Below are 16923 nucleotides of genomic sequence, written 5' to 3'. Positions count from 1 at the left end.
TAAAAGTAAGAAATATTTGTCATGAAAATAGAAAAATTAGCCATTTCAGAAGTATTATTGATAACACCTCCTCGCTTTCAGGATAATCGTGGATTTTTTTCAGAAACCTATAATGCACAGCGATTAAAAGAAGTCGGGATTGATTTGCCTTTTGTGCAGGATAATCAAAGCCTTTCTGTTCAGAAAGGTGTGGTGAGGGGTTTGCATTGTCAGTTGGGCCCTTATGAACAAGGGAAGTTGGTAAGATGTACACAAGGTTCGATTTGGGATGTGGCTATTGATGCGCGAACGGGTTCTCCGACATATGGGAAATGGGTTGCTGCGGAATTATCAGCTGACAATTGGTCTCAATTGTGGATCCCACCAGGATTTTTACATGGTTTTTGTACGTTAACAGAAAACGTTATGGTACAATATAAATGTACAAATTTATATAATAAAGCCAGTGAGCGTGCTGTTTTATGGAATTGTAAAGAAATTGGCATTGAATGGCCAATCGCTGTAAATGATGCGATTTTATCAGAAAAAGATATGCAAAATCCATCATTTTCAGCAGCAAAGAATTGGTTTTCATATTCATAAAAGGATAAACTGGTGACAATTCTTGTAATTGGCGGGAAAAATGGACAATTGGCAGAATCTTTACGGAATTTGCATGATAAACGCTTAAAGTTCATCGGCCGTCCACAGTTTGATTTTACACAACATAATACGATATCCGGAGTTTTTGAGCAAGATAGACCTGACCTTGTTGTAAATACCGCAGCATGGACGGCTGTTGACGCGGCAGAGGATCATCGAGATGAAGCCTATTTGGTCAATAGCGATGGGCCTGCTTATTTTGCTGAATTATGTGCAGGATATAATATTCCCATGATTCATATTTCAACAGATTATGTATTTTCTGGTGAAAAGGGGACTCCCTATGTTGAAACGGATCCAATTTCTCCCGAAACAGTATATGGGGCAAGTAAGGTTGCAGGAGAGAAGGCTATTTTACAGGCTCATCCTCATGCAATTATATTGAGGACAGCTTGGGTTTATTCGGAACACGGAAAAAATTTTGTTCGTACTATTATTAATGCGGGAGCCAAAAATCCAGCGCTTCGTGTTGTAGGGGATCAGAAGGGAAATCCAACCTGTTCTGATGATTTGGCTTGGGCGATTATGAAAATAGCAGATCGGATTGTCGGTCAAAAATGGCAGGATAATTGGAGCGGTATTTATCATGCTGTTGGAACGGGTGATGCGACTTGGTATGATTTGGCTGTATATGCATTGAGACAGGCAGAGCGTTATGGGCAAAAAATGCCTTCCATTACTTCTATAAAAACTGAAGATTGGCCAACTCCTGCAAAAAGACCACAGGATTCAAGGTTGAATACGGACAAGCTTTATAAAACTTTTGCCATACGGTTACCGGATTGGCATAAAAGTGTTGATAATGTCATTAAAAAAATTTTCTCGACATAGAATTTAAATATAAAGGTCTTGATCTTGAGGGTTAAGACTTTTTATATATGCTGAATTTATTTATGTAATGTAGCATATGTTGTGGTGGCTGAGCCGTAGCAGAAATGGCTGTTTCCAATTGAAGCGTTAGGGTTCGACTCAATAGTGATAATGGAATGGATGAATATTTCTTGGCACCATATATTGTATCACCGATAATTGGATGTCCCATAATGGAACAATGGGCTCTGGCCTGATGGGTTCTACCCGTTTGTAAATTAAGCTCAATTAAACTGCAAGTATTATCGCCTTTCAAAAATTTCCATTTTGTCAGTGCATTCTGACCCTTATTATCTTGTATCATTTTCCATTGGCCCTTTTGTGTTATTTTTAAAAGGGGTGATGTAATGATACCGGAATATTTTTTCGGTCTACCCTGAACAATGGCCCAATAGACTTTATTTACTTTATGTTGCGCAAAACAGGCTTGGGCCTTGATTAGGGCTTGCTTGCGTAGGGCTATTAATAAACATCCAGCTGTATCCTGGTCTAAACGGTGCACTAGCCATGGCCCTTCCTTTCGTCTTGATAACAGGGGAAAAAAATTTTCGACAGAGGGAATGGAATCATTTTTATCGCTCGAATACACAGGCATTCCAGCAGGTTTGTCAATGATAATATAATAGTTATCTTGATAAAGAATTCTAAAAGGAAGCAAGGTAAAGAATCTTCCCTTTATTCTGATCTTTTAATAAGGATCTCACGTTTACCAACATGGTTGGCAGGACTGACAATCCGTTCTTTTTCCATTTGTTCAATAATTTTGGCTGCTCGATTATACCCGATGGATAAATGACGTTGAATAAATGAGGTGGAAGCCTTTCCCTCCCTTAAAACAAGATTGATTGCCTGGTTATATAATTCATCATTATTGCCGCCTGAACGTCCATTATTATCTTCCACAGGGTCAACGGTAACATCTTCAACATAAATCGGTTCACCCTGCGTGCGTAAATGCTGAACAACCCGTTCAACTTCTTCATCAGAGACAAAGGGACCATGAATGCGTTCAATACGTCCACCCGCCTGCATGAATAACATGTCTCCCTGTCCCAATAATTGTTCGGCTCCTTGTTCACCAAGAATAGTTCGGCTGTCAAATTTGCTGATTACCTGAAAAGAGATACGAGTGGGGAAATTGGCCTTAATAGTCCCGGTAATTACATCAACGGAAGGACGCTGTGTTGCCATGATAACATGTATTCCGGCAGCTCGAGCCATTTGCGCAAGACGTTGAACGGCAGCTTCGATATCTTTGCCGGCCACCATCATGAGATCAGCCATTTCATCAATGACGATAACGATATAGGGAAAATGTTCAAGGGGAATTTGCTGTTCCTCAAATGTTGGTTTACCAGTTTCAGGATCAAAGCCTGTTTGTATGCGTCTTGTCATGACCTTGCTTTGATTTTTTGCATTGGTTATGCGCTGGTTATAACCATCAATATTCCTGACTCCAAGCTGGGACATAAGACGATAACGTCTTTCCATCTCCCTTACCGCCCATTTCAAGGCAGACAAGGCTTTGTGCGGATCGGTAACAACAGGGGTCAAAAGATGGGGAATACCTTCATATACAGAAAGCTCTAGCATTTTTGGATCAATTAGGATTAAACGGCATTCATCAGGAGACAGGCGATATAATAAGGATAGAATCATGGCATTAACGCCCACTGATTTCCCTGAACCGGTGGTTCCAGCAATTAATAGATGTGGCATTTTTGCAAGATTTGCATAAATTGGCTCACCAAAAATGTTTTTCCCTAAAGCCAGACATAAACGTGCAGAATTTCTGTACCAGTTTTCTGTATTAAGCAGTTCGGAAAAATATACAATTTCACGAATATTATTGGGAACCTCAATCCCGATGATATTTCTGCCTGGAACTGTGGCAATGCGCACTGATATAACGGAAAGAGAGCGGGCGATATCATCGGACAGGCCAATGACACGAGCAGACCGGATACCTGGAGCCGGTTCCAATTCATATAAAGTTACTACTGGGCCATGTAGAATATTACCTATAGTGCCTTTTACCCCGTAATCATCCAAAATGGTTTCCAGCATGCGAGCATTGGCATGAAGCATTTCAGGTGTAGGTTTATTGCTTTCGTGATTTAAATTGGGTTTTAACAGGGAAAGGGAAGGAAAAGACCAACTGTTTCCTGATTGTTCTTCAAATGAGGGAGGGTGAGATTCAGATGCATTATTGGAAGATACAAAGTGTTCCTTAAGAGGTTTATGGAGCAGGGAAAAAATACCTTTATTTTTTATGGGCGTAGTTTCCCTTTTTTCATAAGGTTTGTCAGGTTGCCGGGTGTCTCCATATTCTATTGATTCGGTGGGTTTTGTTAATTCTCTCAGAGGTTGTTCGTTTTTATTAACTGTGGTGGATACTGTTGTTTCTTGCTTTGTTATCAAGGACTGCGATGCCGGCCGATAATTATTCTGGGCATCTTCCTGATCGTCCTCCGGGTTGAAAATAGGTGTGTTGTCTGGTGCCAGTGAAGAGGGTTTCTGTTTTTTTGCATAAGGCTGAATGGCATGGGTTGTTTCCCTGACAGAATCCTGATAGGCGGGAGGGGTATAGGTTTGTTCTTCCTTCAGGATATCTGGATTGGATTTAAAAGGTGAATGGTTGTAGGTCCGTAAAGGGACATTATAAGAATTATTGATATAATGATCAGTTTCTGGTTCGGCAGGTTTAGATTTCCTGAGTAAAGTATAATAGAAGAATTGAAAGATCTTTTTGAAAAAACCTATGATTTTTTTCCATTCCTGTTTTGACAATCCCATTGTTAGAGGGATTAACAGCAAACAAAATATGGCGCTTAAAACCCAGATCAAGATTCTTCCCATAATGCCAAGTGTATCCTGAGCCGCTATCAAAGATGTTCTCGCGATCACGTAACCAATTGATCCCCCCAATCCAGGTGGAATAACAAGCGTAGGAACTTTGTTGCCTGAAAATAGCAGGATGGTTGCCACAATTAGCGCAGCCATGACTGGTATGGCAATAATCATGGCTATAAAACGGATAATTATTCCTTTTAAATATTGAAACCGTATGATGCGCCAACCCCATGCAATAAAAACGAGCACTGGGAAAAAACTGGCTATTCCAACCCATTGAATTAAAATATCTGACAAATGGGATCCAATATAACCGAGCAAGTTGCTGGGAGGCTGGTTTGACGAGGTATTGAATGAAGGGTCATAAGGATTGTAACTGATCAATGCCAGCATAAGTAACAAGGCAAATATCCATAGAATCCAGCCGCTTGCCTGTATCAGCCTTTTACTGAATGAAGATTGAAATTTTGAAGTCGTGTTTTTTCCAATTTTATTCTGGTTAGGCACAGTAATTATCCAAATCCTTACAGGGGTTTATTTATTTTTATAGGGTTATAAAACTGAAATATACCCTTGGTTATTTTCTTTTTACCCAAAATTTTAGGCATGTATTTTTGAAATTTCGTTCAGCTAACATATGATAATTATCATTTAGCATAAGATTTTCATCTTGTGCAATTTCTGTAATGATAATGGATCGGGTGGAAAGCCAATTTTTATTTTCTAGCGTCTGGAGTGTATAAGGTATAAGGTTTTTTCGATATGGGGGATCCAAGAAAACCAGGTTGCAGGGGTGTTCAGTTATTGGCAGGGCCTGATAATCACTGTAAATTACACTATTCAAATGGCAATGACAACGGGTCAAGTTTTTTTCTAAAACCTGACGAGTTGATTTATTTTTTTCACAAAAAAAACCTTTTCTTGCCCCCCTGGACAAAGCTTCAATACCCAAGGCACCCGTTCCGGCAAAAGCATCGAGAACAAGGCTGTCCTGCAAAAAATATTGTCCTCCCCATTCTGCATGTATAAGCATGTCAAATAATGTTTGTCTTACACGATCGGCCGTTGGACGGGTTTCCAGACCAGCAGGGGGGTACAAATGTGTACCCTTATATTTACCGGCAATAATTCGCATGTATCTATTTATTTCTGGATAAAGGTATGTGTTTACCCGTTTGCTCTCTAATGACTTTTCCCGAAACCTCATCAAGACTATTTTTTGGTAATGAACCCAGCTGGAAAGGTCCATAGGCAATTCGGATTAGACGATTAACTTGTAAATCAAAATGTTGCATAACACGTCTGATTTCCCGGTTACGACCTTCCTGTAATGAAACTGTAAGCCAAGCATTCATTCCTTTTTGTGAATCGATTTTGGCAATGATTGGGGAATAGTGTATTCCTTCAACTGTAATGCCATCTTTTAGCTGATCCAGTTTTGCTTGTACGATATGACCAAATACCCGGACCCGATACCGACGCACCCAGTGATTGGAGGGAAGTTCCAGCTGCCTTGCCAGGGAGCCATCGTTGGTGAGTAGTAGAAGGCCTTCACTATTTAAATCCAATCTACCTACACTGATAACACGTGGCATGTTAGGCGGGAGTGCATCGAAAACAGTGGGTCGTCCCTCTGGGTCTTTGTGGGTGGTTATCAGGCCAACAGGTTTGTGATACCGCCACAAACGAGAATGTTCTGGATAAGCAATGAGTTTTCCATTAACATAGACATTGTCGTTATTCGAGACAAAGGTGGCGGGTTGGGTGATTTGCTGTTGGTTAATAAAGACTTTACCTTCCGAAACCAGTTTCTCAGCATCTCTTCTGGATGCCACACCTGCACGTGCAAGCCATTTGGCAATGCGTTCTCCTTTTGAAAATGAGAGATTGGGAGAATCAGGATCTGTTTTGGGCATAGGTTCTGGCCTTGGCAATTAGTGCTGAAAATAATTTGCGATCAGTATAATCAACAGCAAATTCAGGATGCCATTGTACACCAACAAAAAAAAACCTTGAAGGATCTTCAATTGCTTCGATAGTGTTATCTTCGGCAAGGGCACTTGGGATCCCTTTTCCTGCAGATTTTATTCCAGATTGATGAAAAGAATTTACCATCCATTTTGTTCGTTTGGTTAAAGAATATAAACAGCTTTTTGGCTGAAGTTGAATGCAGTGACTTCCTTGATAGGGAGAATTTATTTGAATATGGGGAAGGCTTTCAGGCAATTCCGTTTGAATATTTTTATATAATTCCCCTTGGAGAAAAAAGGTCATGTGACAGGCCCCACCTGCAATGGCCAGAATGGGAATGTTTTTTTCCCAAGCATATTGAAGAAGATTTTGTTCAAAGGGATCATGATTTTTTGAAGAGTCGGAAAATTTATTTTTATAAAGGACAAGCCCATCCATTTTGTCAAGAATCATTGATAAATTCTTTTGATTGACTGGAAAAATACCCAACGGAATTCCACCTGCCTCAAGAACACTTGTTTTTAAGTTTCTGTCCAGAATATAGGAACAAATGTTGTGATTATCTGTAAAGGGAATTGTACTACTATCCAGCGTGATGCCAATCAAGGGTAAAGAAGAATTTGTCATACAAGAATCATGGAGACGGTGAATATTAAGGGGAATATATTGGATAGACGTTTTTAATAAGAAAAAGATATTTTTGTCAAAGTATCTTTTAACTAAAGATGAAAATAGTTCTTCTAATTGAAAGAATTGGTGATTTAGATGACATATTCTATATTCAAAATTTACTATAGAATTATAACATGTATTAATTTTAAGATATGATATCATTGTATCCTAAACAATCTTACTGGAGAATGGATCAGGCTCTGCATCTTGCGAGGAAAGCATATCAGCGGGGAGAGATTCCGGTTGGAGCGCTTGTTTTATCACCGGAAAACAAGATTGTTGCGCAGGCTTTTAATCAGGTAGAGGCGCATCAAAATCCTTTGGCGCATGCCGAAATGATCGTTTTGAAAAAAGCTTGTCTAAAAGTCAAGAGTAAACGGCTTATGGGATATAGTCTGGTCGTTACATTAGAACCCTGTCCTATGTGTGCCGCTGCTGCAATGCATGCTCGGATCGCAAGAATTGTATTTGGAGCATATGATTCAAAAGGTGGGGGAATAGAGCACGGGGCGCGTATATTTTCACACCAGCAAACGATGTATCATCCCGAAATAATTGGAGGTGTTCGGGAGCATGCCTGTCAAAAATTATTAAGAAATTTTTTTATGAATTTACGGTAAAAAATTTTTAATTTTTGCCATAATTGATCATCATATTATTTCTTAAATAATTAATTTTATGTAAAAATAAAGAAATTACGAGGAATTTTATGGATAAATATTCTAAAAAAAAGCAAACGGTTCTAGAGCTTATAAATCATGTTTGTGGAAAAAAAATTAAACAGGGTTTATTGGCTTCTTTAGTGCTGGGCAGTGCAGTCACAGGTTATAATTCATCCCAGGCAACAGATTTGTTAAAAGATCATTCTGATGCGATCAAGCCGGTAACCTCAACGCAAAATCTGCCTAATTTTGTAAATTTGGTTAAACAGGTCAAACCTGCCGTTGTATCTATTACTTCACGGGTTGTTGTCGGAGACAATGATGATTCAATGATGGGAAATGGATTTCCCAATGGCGATGATAATATGAATCCGTTTCCGTTTCCTTTTCCCTTTCCCATGTTTCCACAACAAATGCCCAAGCAGGTGGCTGAGGCACGTGGATCAGGATTTATCATTTCGCCTGATGGTTATATCGTAACCAATAATCATGTTGTTAAAGGGGCGAAGAAAATAACGATTGCCCTGGAGACTGGTGCGAAATATCAGGCAAAAATTATTGGAAGGGATTCAAAAACAGATTTGGCGTTGTTAAAAATCCAGTCTGAAAAACCTTTGCCATTTATCCAGCTTGGAGATTCAAATGGTATTGAACCTGGTGAATGGGTAATTGCAGTTGGAGATCCATATGGTTTGGGAGGTACCGTTACCGCAGGGATTGTATCTGCCCGGGGAAGGGATATCGGTGATACTCCTTACGATTCCTTTATCCAGGTTGATGCTCCAATCAATCGTGGAAATTCGGGAGGGCCTCTTTTTTCTCAAGATGGTAAGGTTATCGGTGTTAATACAGCAATTTTATCTCCATCAGGAGGATCAATCGGTATCGGGTTTGCCATTCCATCAAATACGGTGAAAAATGTCGTTACTCAATTGGAAAAGACAGGACATGTTACCCGTGGTTATTTAGGGGTTATGGGCCAGATGATCACACCTTCAATGGTGAAAATGTTAAAATTGCCTCCATCTGAGCATGGTATTCCACCAAAAGGGGTTTTGATTGCATCTGTTGCAAACAATAGTCCTGCTGAAAAGGCCCAACTGAAGGTTGGGGACGTCATTCTTTCTTTGAATGATAAAAAGGTTGAAAATCCGAGGGATCTTGCCAACCAGGTTGCGGCTATTACTCCAAATACAATGATTGATCTGAATATTTTGCGAAATGGCACGCGGAAAGTTGTAAAGGTTCAGGTAGGTAATCTAAACGAGGATACCAAGAGTAAAAAAACACCAGCTCCTGCTCCTGGCAGTTTGGGTGTCTCCTTATCATTATTAACCCCTGAAATAAGGCAACAGGCTGGTATTGATGAAAAAATCAAGGGGGTAATTGTTACCTCGATTAAAAACGATTCCCCAGCTGATCATGCCGGATTGCAGAACGGTGATGTCATTGTATCCGTTAATAACCAAGATGTTGATAAACCGGAAATGGCGAACCGGTTGATTAGTTCATCTCTAAAAACAGACAAAACTGTTTTATTGAGAATTTTAAGAGATGGCCAGTCCATATTTATCGCTGTCACACTCGGAGATAATGATTAAATTGCATGATTATCAGTAAGTTAAAAGCAATCGCAAAGTGTTGTTTCTTATTTATAAAGCGAAAAAAACACTTTTTAGAAATTGTTTATATTAATAATTTATAAACAACTTCCAAAAAAGTTAATTATTTATATAAAGGAAGTTATTCCCCTTTTACATTGACACAGGTTTTTCCATAAAAAGGGAAAATACCTGTGGTTTTATAATCAACAGAAGAAACTTTTGTTATGCCTGCCTTCTTTTTGGCAGAATCAATTGATGCATCTCCGCTTGCAACAATACCTAGTAGATTGTGGGCACAACTTGCACCTTTTTTTGAGGTGACAGTGTGATCAGTTGCTGAAATAGGGCCTTTTACATTACTGATTAAAGCTAGTCCCACTGGTGATTTACCACCCGCACATCCGGCTAGTAATCCCGTGGTTGCTAGTAAAAACAGTTTTTTCATTATAAATCCAATAATATATTAAAATAAGTACTAAAATATGTAATTATTTATTAATAAATTAATTACGGGTTTTTAATAGCGGTTCTTTTATTGAATTTCAATCATAAATATTGCATATTATAAATATAAACATTATGAAATTATTACTGGTTTTGTACAGGATTGATCAATCAAGCTGAAGATCATACATAACTGTTCATGAAATTTTATAAATAATTTATTGTTTTTTATGGCTCACCAATTTTATTTCTGTACAAATATATTTTATTTACCGTAATTTTTTCGAATATGTATTATATAAAGCCAGCCTTCATTTTTATGAATCTGCATAATGTACAATATTTCTAAAATACTATTAAAGAAATTAAAATCCTTATTTACAGTTCCTGAGCCTTTTATAGGATTTGTAGATGAATTGAGTGATTCATATGCATATGGTTGGGTATGCAATCAGGATTTTCCTAATCAGCGTTTGATTTGTGAAGCAATTTTGCAGACAACAAATGAAATACTGGTCTCTTCTGTAGCTGATAAATTGCATTATGAAACGATTAAAGAAATTGGAGATGGGAGCTGTTATTATGCATTCTATATGAAATTCCCACGTGTACTCAGTGTGAAAGAGCATGAAAATGTTGTTATTCGAGTAAAAAATTCAAATTATAAAATACCTTTTGCATCAAATATTAGATTGGAATTTCAACCATTTGTACATATGGCAATGGATATTGTTAATAATTGTAACTTACGCTGTCCATTCTGTTTGTATGATTATACCTCGACAAATAAAACATATTTTATGAGTGAAGAGGTCATAGAGTCAGCTTTACGTTTTTTGCCTTATATTCGGAACAGTGAATTTTGGTTTTCATGTCTGCATGAACCTACTCTTCATCCTAAATTAATGGATTATATTGAGAAGGTTCCTGAAATTTATAGAAATAAAATTTTTTTCACAACTAATCTGGCCAAGAGAATGTCAGATCAGTTTTTTTATTGGCTTGTTAATTCCGGGATAGATCATATCAATATTTCCCTTGAATCCTTTGATTCTGTAATTTATGAACAATTGAGAAAAGGTGCCAAACAACATATTTTTTTGGAAAATATGGAGAAGTTGAAAAAAGCGGTCCTGACATCTGTTCATCCAATTAGAATACAATTTATAATCATGGCATATCAGTCCAACGTGAAAGAATTGCCAGATTTATTTAATAGGCTTGTTAATGATTATAATGCTTCTAAAGTGGAAATTCGCAATACATTCGATACCCCTTATCTTTCAAAAGATTTCAAAGAGAGAGAATTTTTAAATGATAGTGATTGGGTGAATTTAAGAAGGTTGTGTAAGACCTTGCCAAATAATGACAAGTTATTTTTTTTACAGGATCTTCAGGTTGAAGAGGCAAATCAAAGGAAAATATCAGTAAATAGATTTGTCGGTCAATTTATGCTTAGATTATCATGGGATGGTCATCTAAAAATATTTGTTGAGGCCTATTCAAATATACAGGGAAAAAAAGTGGAGAAAAATATCTTTGAAACTAATATAAAAGATATTGTTAACATTCATGATTTTTATGATCAGTTAATTGAAATAAGTAATAACATGATAATAAAAAATTAAATTATATCAATTTGATGAATGATTTATTTATAGGATTGATTCAATAAATTGTATGAACAAGGTAAATGAATGATCAATTCAATTATGATGGTCAGTATAGGTGGGGCCTTGGGCTGTCTGTTGCGCTGGTGGTTGGGGATTGCCTTGAACGCTTTTTTTCCTTATTTGCCCCTTGGAACTTTGGCTGCAAATTGTCTTGCTGGTTATTTTATTGGTATTGCCGTGGCAATTTTTGTGGTAATTCCAGTCCTGCTACCATGGCGCCTCTTCATTATTACGGGTTTTTTGGGTGGTTTATCAACCTTTTCATCTTTTTCTGCAGAAGTTGTTCTTTCCATGCAAGAAGGGCGTTTTATGTGGGCAGGAGTTATAGTGTTTACGCATCTTATTTGTTCAATAGGGTTGACCATTCTCGGAATTGCAACGGTCTATATGATGAGATCTTGTTTTCATTGATTGTTTCGCATTCATTTTGTTTACTTCAACTTATTCGTATGATTAGGTAGATTTACTTGAATGGGAAAGCGCAATAGAAGGATAAATTTAAATGAAAAAAATTATTGTAATGATTTTCGGTACGGGGTTATTGGGGGCAGGAATAAATTCAGCTTTTGCCCAAGATTCAAAAAGTAAAGCTCCTTTTGATGAATCAATATGGCGTGTTGAACATTTAAGTCATCAAAAAACATTTATTAAATCCTATCAAAATGATCAGAAATTCACATATTTAAGTTTTAATCCTTATACACATCGAATTAATGGAAGTGGTTTATGTAATAAATTTCTTGGATTTTTTCAAAACAATGGAAACCAAATTACAATCAGTAAAATTGAACGTCAGCAAAATACCTGTTTGGATCCCCAGGTTAATGCGCAGGATGAATTTTTCTTTGACAAGTTAAAATTGGTTAAATCAGTTTCCATTGGTGGAAAATATCTAAGGTTGCTTGATGAAAATAATAAGATATTAATAACCGCAAAATATTTTAAATAATGATAACAAAAGGATGAATGGGTGATTATTTATTCGAATGAGGCAGAGGATCTTAACACGCCAACAGGCTTGATGCGTTGTCATATTTTCCGACCTGTCAAAGAGGGAAAATATACGGCGATCATATTTTACTCCGAAATTTATCAGGTAACTCAGCCAATTCGTCGTTTGGCATCTTATATAGCAGGGCAGGGTTATATTGTTATTGTTCCAGAAGTCTATCATGAATATGAAAATCCAGGGGTTGCCTTGGAATATGATAAGGAAGGGACGGATCGGGGTAACTGTTTGAAATTTGAAAAACCTGTTTCAGCTTATGATTCCGATACGATGTCAGTTATTGAATGGTTAAAAACCTATCCTTATTCTAATGGCAAGATTGGATCAATGGGGGTATGTCTAGGAGGGCATTTAGCGTTAAGAGCTGCCCTGAACCCTGAAATATCAGCAGCTGTCTGTTTTTATGCCACCAATGTGCATGATGCCACCCTTGGTAAGGGGCAAAGGGATGATACCTTGAAACGATTTAAGGATATCAAGGGAAAGGTTATGTTTACGTGGGGAAAACAGGATCCCCATATCCCTTTTGCGGGTCGGCAATTGATTCGTGAAGCCCTGGAAAAAGCAGAGGTTCAGTATGAATGGCATGAATTCAATGCCCAGCACGCTTTTTTAAGGGATGAAGGACCACGCTATGATCCCGCCCTGTTTCAAACCTGTATGGGGCTTGTCATTCGGTTTTTAAGGGATTCTTTTTAGATTGCTGTCGATAAAGTAACGTATGAATGATATTTAAATTTACGTTACTTTAATTTTTAATATTATTTTTCCTCTTTGAGGTATGCCTCAACGGGGCCGTTGAGTTTCATGCTCATGGGCTTGCCACTGCGTGTCAATGTATTGCCGATGGATACCTTGACCCATTGTTCGCTCAGACAATATTCAATAACATTATCTTTTTCCACTCCTTTAAAGCGAATACCAACTCCACGGTTTAAAAGCTCTTCATTATAGTATGGGCTTTGTGGATCGGCAGAAAGGCGATCGGGAAGCGCGTCTGACATTTTTAGGTTTCCTTGTTGTGATTTTAGCGATAAGTTTTTAACTTATTACAAAAAAATGATTCGGCCTGACAAGCAATTTTGCGATTGAAGATTTTAATGGCTGAAAAGGGCATGAACAGATGGAGATAATAAAGTGCGTGGATTTGGCATGAACAGATGGAATAGGTTATTAGTAAATACGATATTGTTTCATGTCGGAATGATCGGTTGTGCAGGAACTTTTTTTCCAGGTCTTGCCCAGGAAAGTCAAACTTTAAACAATCAAGTTCTCATGCGTTATCCAACTTTACATGGGAATAAAATTGTTTTTTCGGCACGGGGTAATCTTTGGCAGGTTTCAAAATCAGGTGGAACGGCCGTTCGGTTGACTTCCGAACAGGGTGAGGATTTGATGCCGAGATTTTCACCGGATGGTCAATGGCTAGCTTTTACAGGAAGCTATCAAGGCAATAGAGATGTCTATCTCATGCCCGCTGCGGGTGGAGAGGTCAAACGATTAACCTATCATTCCGACATTGTTGCTTCTGCACCGGAACGTTGGGGACCTGATAATATGGTTGTCACCTGGACACCGGATTCGAAATCAATCGTATTTTTATCTCGTCGGAATGCGTGGAACAGCTGGATGAGTTTGCCGTTTTCCGTATCCATAAAAGGTGGATTGCCAAAAGCGCTTCCCCTGGATCGTTCTGGATTTTTAAGTTATGATTCTGATGGAAAAAAAATTGCTTATACCCGTATCTATCGTGATTTTCGAACCTGGAAACGTTATGATGGTGGTCTGGCACAGGATATTTATATTTATGATTTTGATACAAAAAAACTGGAACAAATAACTCATTGGAAAGGCACAGATACCACTCCGATGTGGTATCAGGACAAAATTTATTTTTTATCTGACAGGGATGCAAATCGACGCGTTAATTTATGGGTTTATGACAAGACGACAGGAAAAAAACGTCAGGTAACGCATTTCATCGATTATGATATTGATTTTCCGTCATTGGGTGATCAAGGCATTGTCTTTCAACAGGGCGGTCATTTATACGTGCTTGATCTTCCATCGGAGCACCTGCATGAAATCCATGTTATTGTACCGGATGATGGTATAAAAATCATGCGTCGTTATGTGTCTTTGACTGATGATGTACGTAAAACTGATTCTGCCCAACAACCTGATTTCTCGATTGCTCCAAATGGAAAACGGGCCGCTTTTGCCGCAAGGGGAAATATATTCACCGTTCCTGTTGAAAATGGAGCTATCCGAAATTTGATTAATGCAAGTAATGTAGATGCAGATCATCCCGTCTGGTCACCGGATGGGAAATGGATCGCCTATACAACAGATAGTGATGGTGAACAGAATATTGCTGTTCGTCCATCTCTGGGAGGGGCCGAACGGCTTTTAACCCATTTCAAGTCAGGTTATTATTATGCTCCGCGTTTTTCTCCCGATGGAAAACTGCTTGCCTTTTCAGATGGCAACCATAATTTATGGACAGTTGATTTTGAGGGTAAATCCGTAAAAAAAATTGCCACCGATATTCATGCGGAAATACATGATTTTAGTTTTTCTCCTGACAGTCATTGGTTGGTTTATAGTTTAACTCAATCCAATCAGCAACGGGCAATTTGGGCTTATAACTTTGCTACGAATAAGATTGTTCAGCTAACATCCGGAAACAATAATGATTATTTGCCATTATTTTCTGCTGATGGAAAATATTTATATTTTGTTTCCAATCGCCATGAAAATACTGTTTTTGCTGACAATGAAATGAATGCCCTGACGGTTAAAAGCGCGGGAATATATGTGGCAACCCTACAGGTTGCAACCCCATCCTTATTCGCCCCTCGTTCTGATGAGGGAATTGTAGATAAAGATAGGGTTATAAGAGAGAAGGATGGAAAAACGATCTCTTCAATTCAGATCGATGAAAAAGGATTGGAAGGTCGAATTGTTCCCCTACCAATTGAAGGTGGCATGATTACAGATATGCAGATTGCTGGGGATAAGGTTTATTACTTGATGAGTCCTCCACAAACGATTTCTAGTGAATTTCCCGGTGAAAAACCTGCGTTGCATGTTTATGACGTTAAACAGAGGAAAGATACCATAATTGAACAGGGTATTCAGAATTATAGTCTTTCGTATGACGGTCAGAAATTTTTATATAACAAGAATAACCAGTGGGTTATTAGTGATGCCAAGGAAAAACATACGGAAGATAAATCATTAAAGCTTGAATCCTTAACAAGTTTTGTCATTCCGTCTGAAGAGTGGAGGGAAATGTTTGATAATGCCTGGCGTCTACAGCGTGATCTTTTCGTTAATCCCCAAATGAATGGACAGAACTGGCATGAAATTCATGATCGTTATGCCAAATTATTGCCATTGGCTGGATCAAGATCGGATATCAATTATCTTATTGGTCAGATGGTTGGAGAAATCGGCAATTCACATACATATGTTGGAGGTGGAGATCAACAGAATTTGACAAAAAAAGTTCCCACAGTCTTATTGGGGGTTGACTTTGCCTATGATGCACAGAAGCAGCGTTATTATTTGGCAAAAATATATTCCGGGGATAATAGCCGCAAAGCCTATCGCAGTCCTTTATCTGAACCAGGATTTAATATTCATGCAGGTGATTATCTGTTAACGGTAAATGGTCAAGAGGTAAAGAGTGGTATTAACCCTTACCGGTTTTTTGTCGGGCTCGAAAATCCTGTCCAACTCTCTTTTGAGGATCGGCAAACAAAAGCCGTGAAAAATGTAACAGTCAATACGATTAAAAGTGAACTGTCATTAAGAGAGAAAGACTGGATTGAACATAATCGTCGACTGGTTGATCGTTTATCAGGTGGGAAAATAGCCTATATCTATCTTTCAGATATGGAAGAGCTTGGATTGCAGCAGTTTATCCGTCAGTTTTATGCCCAGCTGGATAGACAGGCAGTTATTATTGATGATCGCTGGAACGGTGGTGGTTTTATCGATGAAATTCTTCTTGAGCGTTTAAGGAGAATCTTGGTGGGAATGACCACAAACCGTGAAAAAATGGCTCATTCCTTGCCTGAACAGTTGATTGTTGGACCTAAGGTCACGTTAATCAACCAGTATTCTGCATCTGATGGTGATATCTTTCCTTATTATTTTCGTAAATATGGTTTGGGTAAACTGATTGGCAAGCGAACCTGGGGTGGCGTACGTGGTATTCGCGGTTTTTGGCCGCTAAGGGATGGAGGATATATTACTATTCCAGAAGAAAGCTTGTATGGATTACAATCAGAATGGATTATTGAAAATCACGGGGTCGATCCAGATATTGAAATTGAGAATACTCCAGATGAATTACAGCATGGGCATGATAGACAATTGGAAACGGCAATAGATTATTTGCTAAAAGAGTTAAGGGATCATCCTGTATCTATGCCTCAGTCTCCTTCTTGGAAAACCGCTTATCCTGAGAACGGTATCCCCTTTAACAGGAAATAGGGTTCGAACTGTATGGTATC

At 38.3% G+C, this 16923-nt stretch carries 16 protein-coding genes; 9 read left to right on the top strand and 7 right to left on the bottom strand.

The genetic code is table 11. From position 1 onward, the window contains the following. The first annotated feature begins 21 nt into the window (after positions 1–21). Together rfbC and rfbD are read left to right on the top strand one after the other, a co-directional pair. A complete protein-coding gene (gene rfbC / locus GM552_RS08280; RefSeq protein ID WP_155566059.1) occupies positions 22–582 on the top strand; it encodes a dTDP-4-dehydrorhamnose 3,5-epimerase in 561 nt (186 codons plus the stop codon). 12 nt (positions 583–594) lie between these two features. After that, on the top strand, positions 595–1473 hold the full coding sequence (gene rfbD / locus GM552_RS08275; RefSeq protein WP_370533618.1) for a dTDP-4-dehydrorhamnose reductase: 879 nt from the start codon (positions 595–597) through the stop codon (positions 1471–1473). Between the two features lie 31 nt (positions 1474–1504). Here rfbD and GM552_RS08270 read toward each other — a convergent pair whose 3' ends face one another. The 5 genes from GM552_RS08270 to GM552_RS08250 all read right to left on the bottom strand — a co-directional run bounded on the left by GM552_RS08270 (position 1505) and on the right by GM552_RS08250 (position 6963). Beyond that, positions 1505–2170 (bottom strand): RluA family pseudouridine synthase, encoded by a 666-nt coding sequence (locus GM552_RS08270; protein WP_230873111.1) that lies wholly within the window; start codon positions 2168–2170, stop codon positions 1505–1507. Positions 2171–2187: 17 nt separating this feature from the next. After that, entirely contained in the window at positions 2188–4872 is a 2685-nt protein-coding gene (locus GM552_RS08265; RefSeq protein ID WP_347400700.1) for a DNA translocase FtsK 4TM domain-containing protein, read from the bottom strand. A 70-nt stretch (positions 4873–4942) separates the two neighbouring features. Further along, complete coding sequence (gene rsmD, locus GM552_RS08260) at positions 4943–5500, bottom strand: 16S rRNA (guanine(966)-N(2))-methyltransferase RsmD (RefSeq protein ID WP_110439128.1); 558 nt, start codon at positions 5498–5500, stop codon at positions 4943–4945. A gap of 4 nt (positions 5501–5504) precedes the next feature. Continuing rightward, positions 5505–6281 carry a pseudouridine synthase gene (locus tag GM552_RS08255; protein ID WP_110439127.1) on the bottom strand — a complete coding sequence of 259 codons (777 nt, stop codon included), beginning with the start codon at positions 6279–6281 and terminating at the stop codon, positions 5505–5507. After that, entirely contained in the window at positions 6262–6963 is a 702-nt protein-coding gene (locus GM552_RS08250; RefSeq protein ID WP_155566057.1) for a gamma-glutamyl-gamma-aminobutyrate hydrolase family protein, read from the bottom strand. The genes GM552_RS08255 and GM552_RS08250 overlap by 20 nt, the downstream gene beginning before the upstream one ends. 233 nt (positions 6964–7196) lie before the next feature. Here GM552_RS08250 and GM552_RS08245 point away from each other — a divergent pair, with 233 nt between their 5' ends. Beyond that, positions 7197–7628: a nucleoside deaminase gene (locus GM552_RS08245; protein WP_110439125.1), complete on the top strand. Its 432-nt coding sequence runs from the start codon at positions 7197–7199 to the stop codon at positions 7626–7628. Positions 7629–7717: 89 nt separating this feature from the next. Then, a complete protein-coding gene (locus GM552_RS08240) occupies positions 7718–9271 on the top strand; it encodes a trypsin-like peptidase domain-containing protein (RefSeq protein ID WP_155566056.1) in 1554 nt (517 codons plus the stop codon). A gap of 142 nt (positions 9272–9413) precedes the next feature. Here GM552_RS08240 and GM552_RS08235 read toward each other — a convergent pair whose 3' ends face one another. Next, entirely contained in the window at positions 9414–9719 is a 306-nt protein-coding gene (locus GM552_RS08235) for a TRL-like family protein (RefSeq protein ID WP_155566055.1), read from the bottom strand. A gap of 331 nt (positions 9720–10050) precedes the next feature. Here GM552_RS08235 and GM552_RS08230 point away from each other — a divergent pair, with 331 nt between their 5' ends. The 4 genes from GM552_RS08230 (at position 10051) to GM552_RS08215 (ending at position 13099) form a co-directional block, all read left to right on the top strand. Beyond that, positions 10051–11346 (top strand): radical SAM protein, encoded by a 1296-nt coding sequence (locus GM552_RS08230; protein WP_155566054.1) that lies wholly within the window; start codon positions 10051–10053, stop codon positions 11344–11346. A gap of 69 nt (positions 11347–11415) precedes the next feature. Beyond that, entirely contained in the window at positions 11416–11802 is a 387-nt protein-coding gene (gene crcB, locus GM552_RS08225) for a fluoride efflux transporter CrcB (protein WP_155566053.1), read from the top strand. A 91-nt stretch (positions 11803–11893) separates the two neighbouring features. Then, on the top strand, positions 11894–12340 hold the full coding sequence (locus GM552_RS08220) for an META domain-containing protein (protein WP_155566052.1): 447 nt from the start codon (positions 11894–11896) through the stop codon (positions 12338–12340). Positions 12341–12361: 21 nt separating this feature from the next. Further along, entirely contained in the window at positions 12362–13099 is a 738-nt protein-coding gene (locus GM552_RS08215; RefSeq protein WP_370533617.1) for a dienelactone hydrolase family protein, read from the top strand. Between the two features lie 62 nt (positions 13100–13161). Here GM552_RS08215 and GM552_RS08210 read toward each other — a convergent pair whose 3' ends face one another. Beyond that, positions 13162–13404 (bottom strand): DUF3297 family protein, encoded by a 243-nt coding sequence (locus GM552_RS08210; RefSeq protein WP_110439118.1) that lies wholly within the window; start codon positions 13402–13404, stop codon positions 13162–13164. A 133-nt stretch (positions 13405–13537) separates the two neighbouring features. Between GM552_RS08210 and GM552_RS09075 the strand changes: the two genes are divergently transcribed. After that, positions 13538–16903 (top strand): S41 family peptidase, encoded by a 3366-nt coding sequence (locus GM552_RS09075; protein ID WP_155566051.1) that lies wholly within the window; start codon positions 13538–13540, stop codon positions 16901–16903. Positions 16904–16923 lie beyond the last annotated feature (20 nt).

Origin of the sequence: Commensalibacter sp. ESL0382, from assembly GCF_009725775.1 — a bacterium.
Lineage (GTDB): Bacteria > Pseudomonadota > Alphaproteobacteria > Acetobacterales > Acetobacteraceae > Commensalibacter > Commensalibacter melissae.
The sequence above is the reverse complement of the archived record's forward strand: the minus strand, read 5'-3'. Positions and strand labels throughout refer to the sequence as shown.

Excerpts from the sequence above, each read along its gene's own strand:
- rfbC (WP_155566059.1), top strand. The coding sequence starts at position 22 with ATGAAAATAGAAAAATTAGCCATTTCAGAAGTATTATTGATAACACCT.
- rsmD (WP_110439128.1), bottom strand. The coding sequence starts at position 5,500 with ATGCGAATTATTGCCGGTAAATATAAGGGTACACATTTGTACCCCCCT.
- GM552_RS08255 (WP_110439127.1), bottom strand. The coding sequence starts at position 6,281 with ATGCCCAAAACAGATCCTGATTCTCCCAATCTCTCATTTTCAAAAGGA.
- GM552_RS08250 (WP_155566057.1), bottom strand. The coding sequence starts at position 6,963 with ATGACAAATTCTTCTTTACCCTTGATTGGCATCACGCTGGATAGTAGT.
- GM552_RS08245 (WP_110439125.1), top strand. The coding sequence starts at position 7,197 with ATGGATCAGGCTCTGCATCTTGCGAGGAAAGCATATCAGCGGGGAGAG.
- GM552_RS08240 (WP_155566056.1), top strand. The coding sequence starts at position 7,718 with ATGGATAAATATTCTAAAAAAAAGCAAACGGTTCTAGAGCTTATAAAT.
- GM552_RS08235 (WP_155566055.1), bottom strand. The coding sequence starts at position 9,719 with ATGAAAAAACTGTTTTTACTAGCAACCACGGGATTACTAGCCGGATGT.
- GM552_RS08230 (WP_155566054.1), top strand. The coding sequence starts at position 10,051 with ATGTACAATATTTCTAAAATACTATTAAAGAAATTAAAATCCTTATTT.
- crcB (WP_155566053.1), top strand. The coding sequence starts at position 11,416 with ATGATCAATTCAATTATGATGGTCAGTATAGGTGGGGCCTTGGGCTGT.
- GM552_RS08220 (WP_155566052.1), top strand. The coding sequence starts at position 11,894 with ATGAAAAAAATTATTGTAATGATTTTCGGTACGGGGTTATTGGGGGCA.
- GM552_RS08210 (WP_110439118.1), bottom strand. The coding sequence starts at position 13,404 with ATGTCAGACGCGCTTCCCGATCGCCTTTCTGCCGATCCACAAAGCCCA.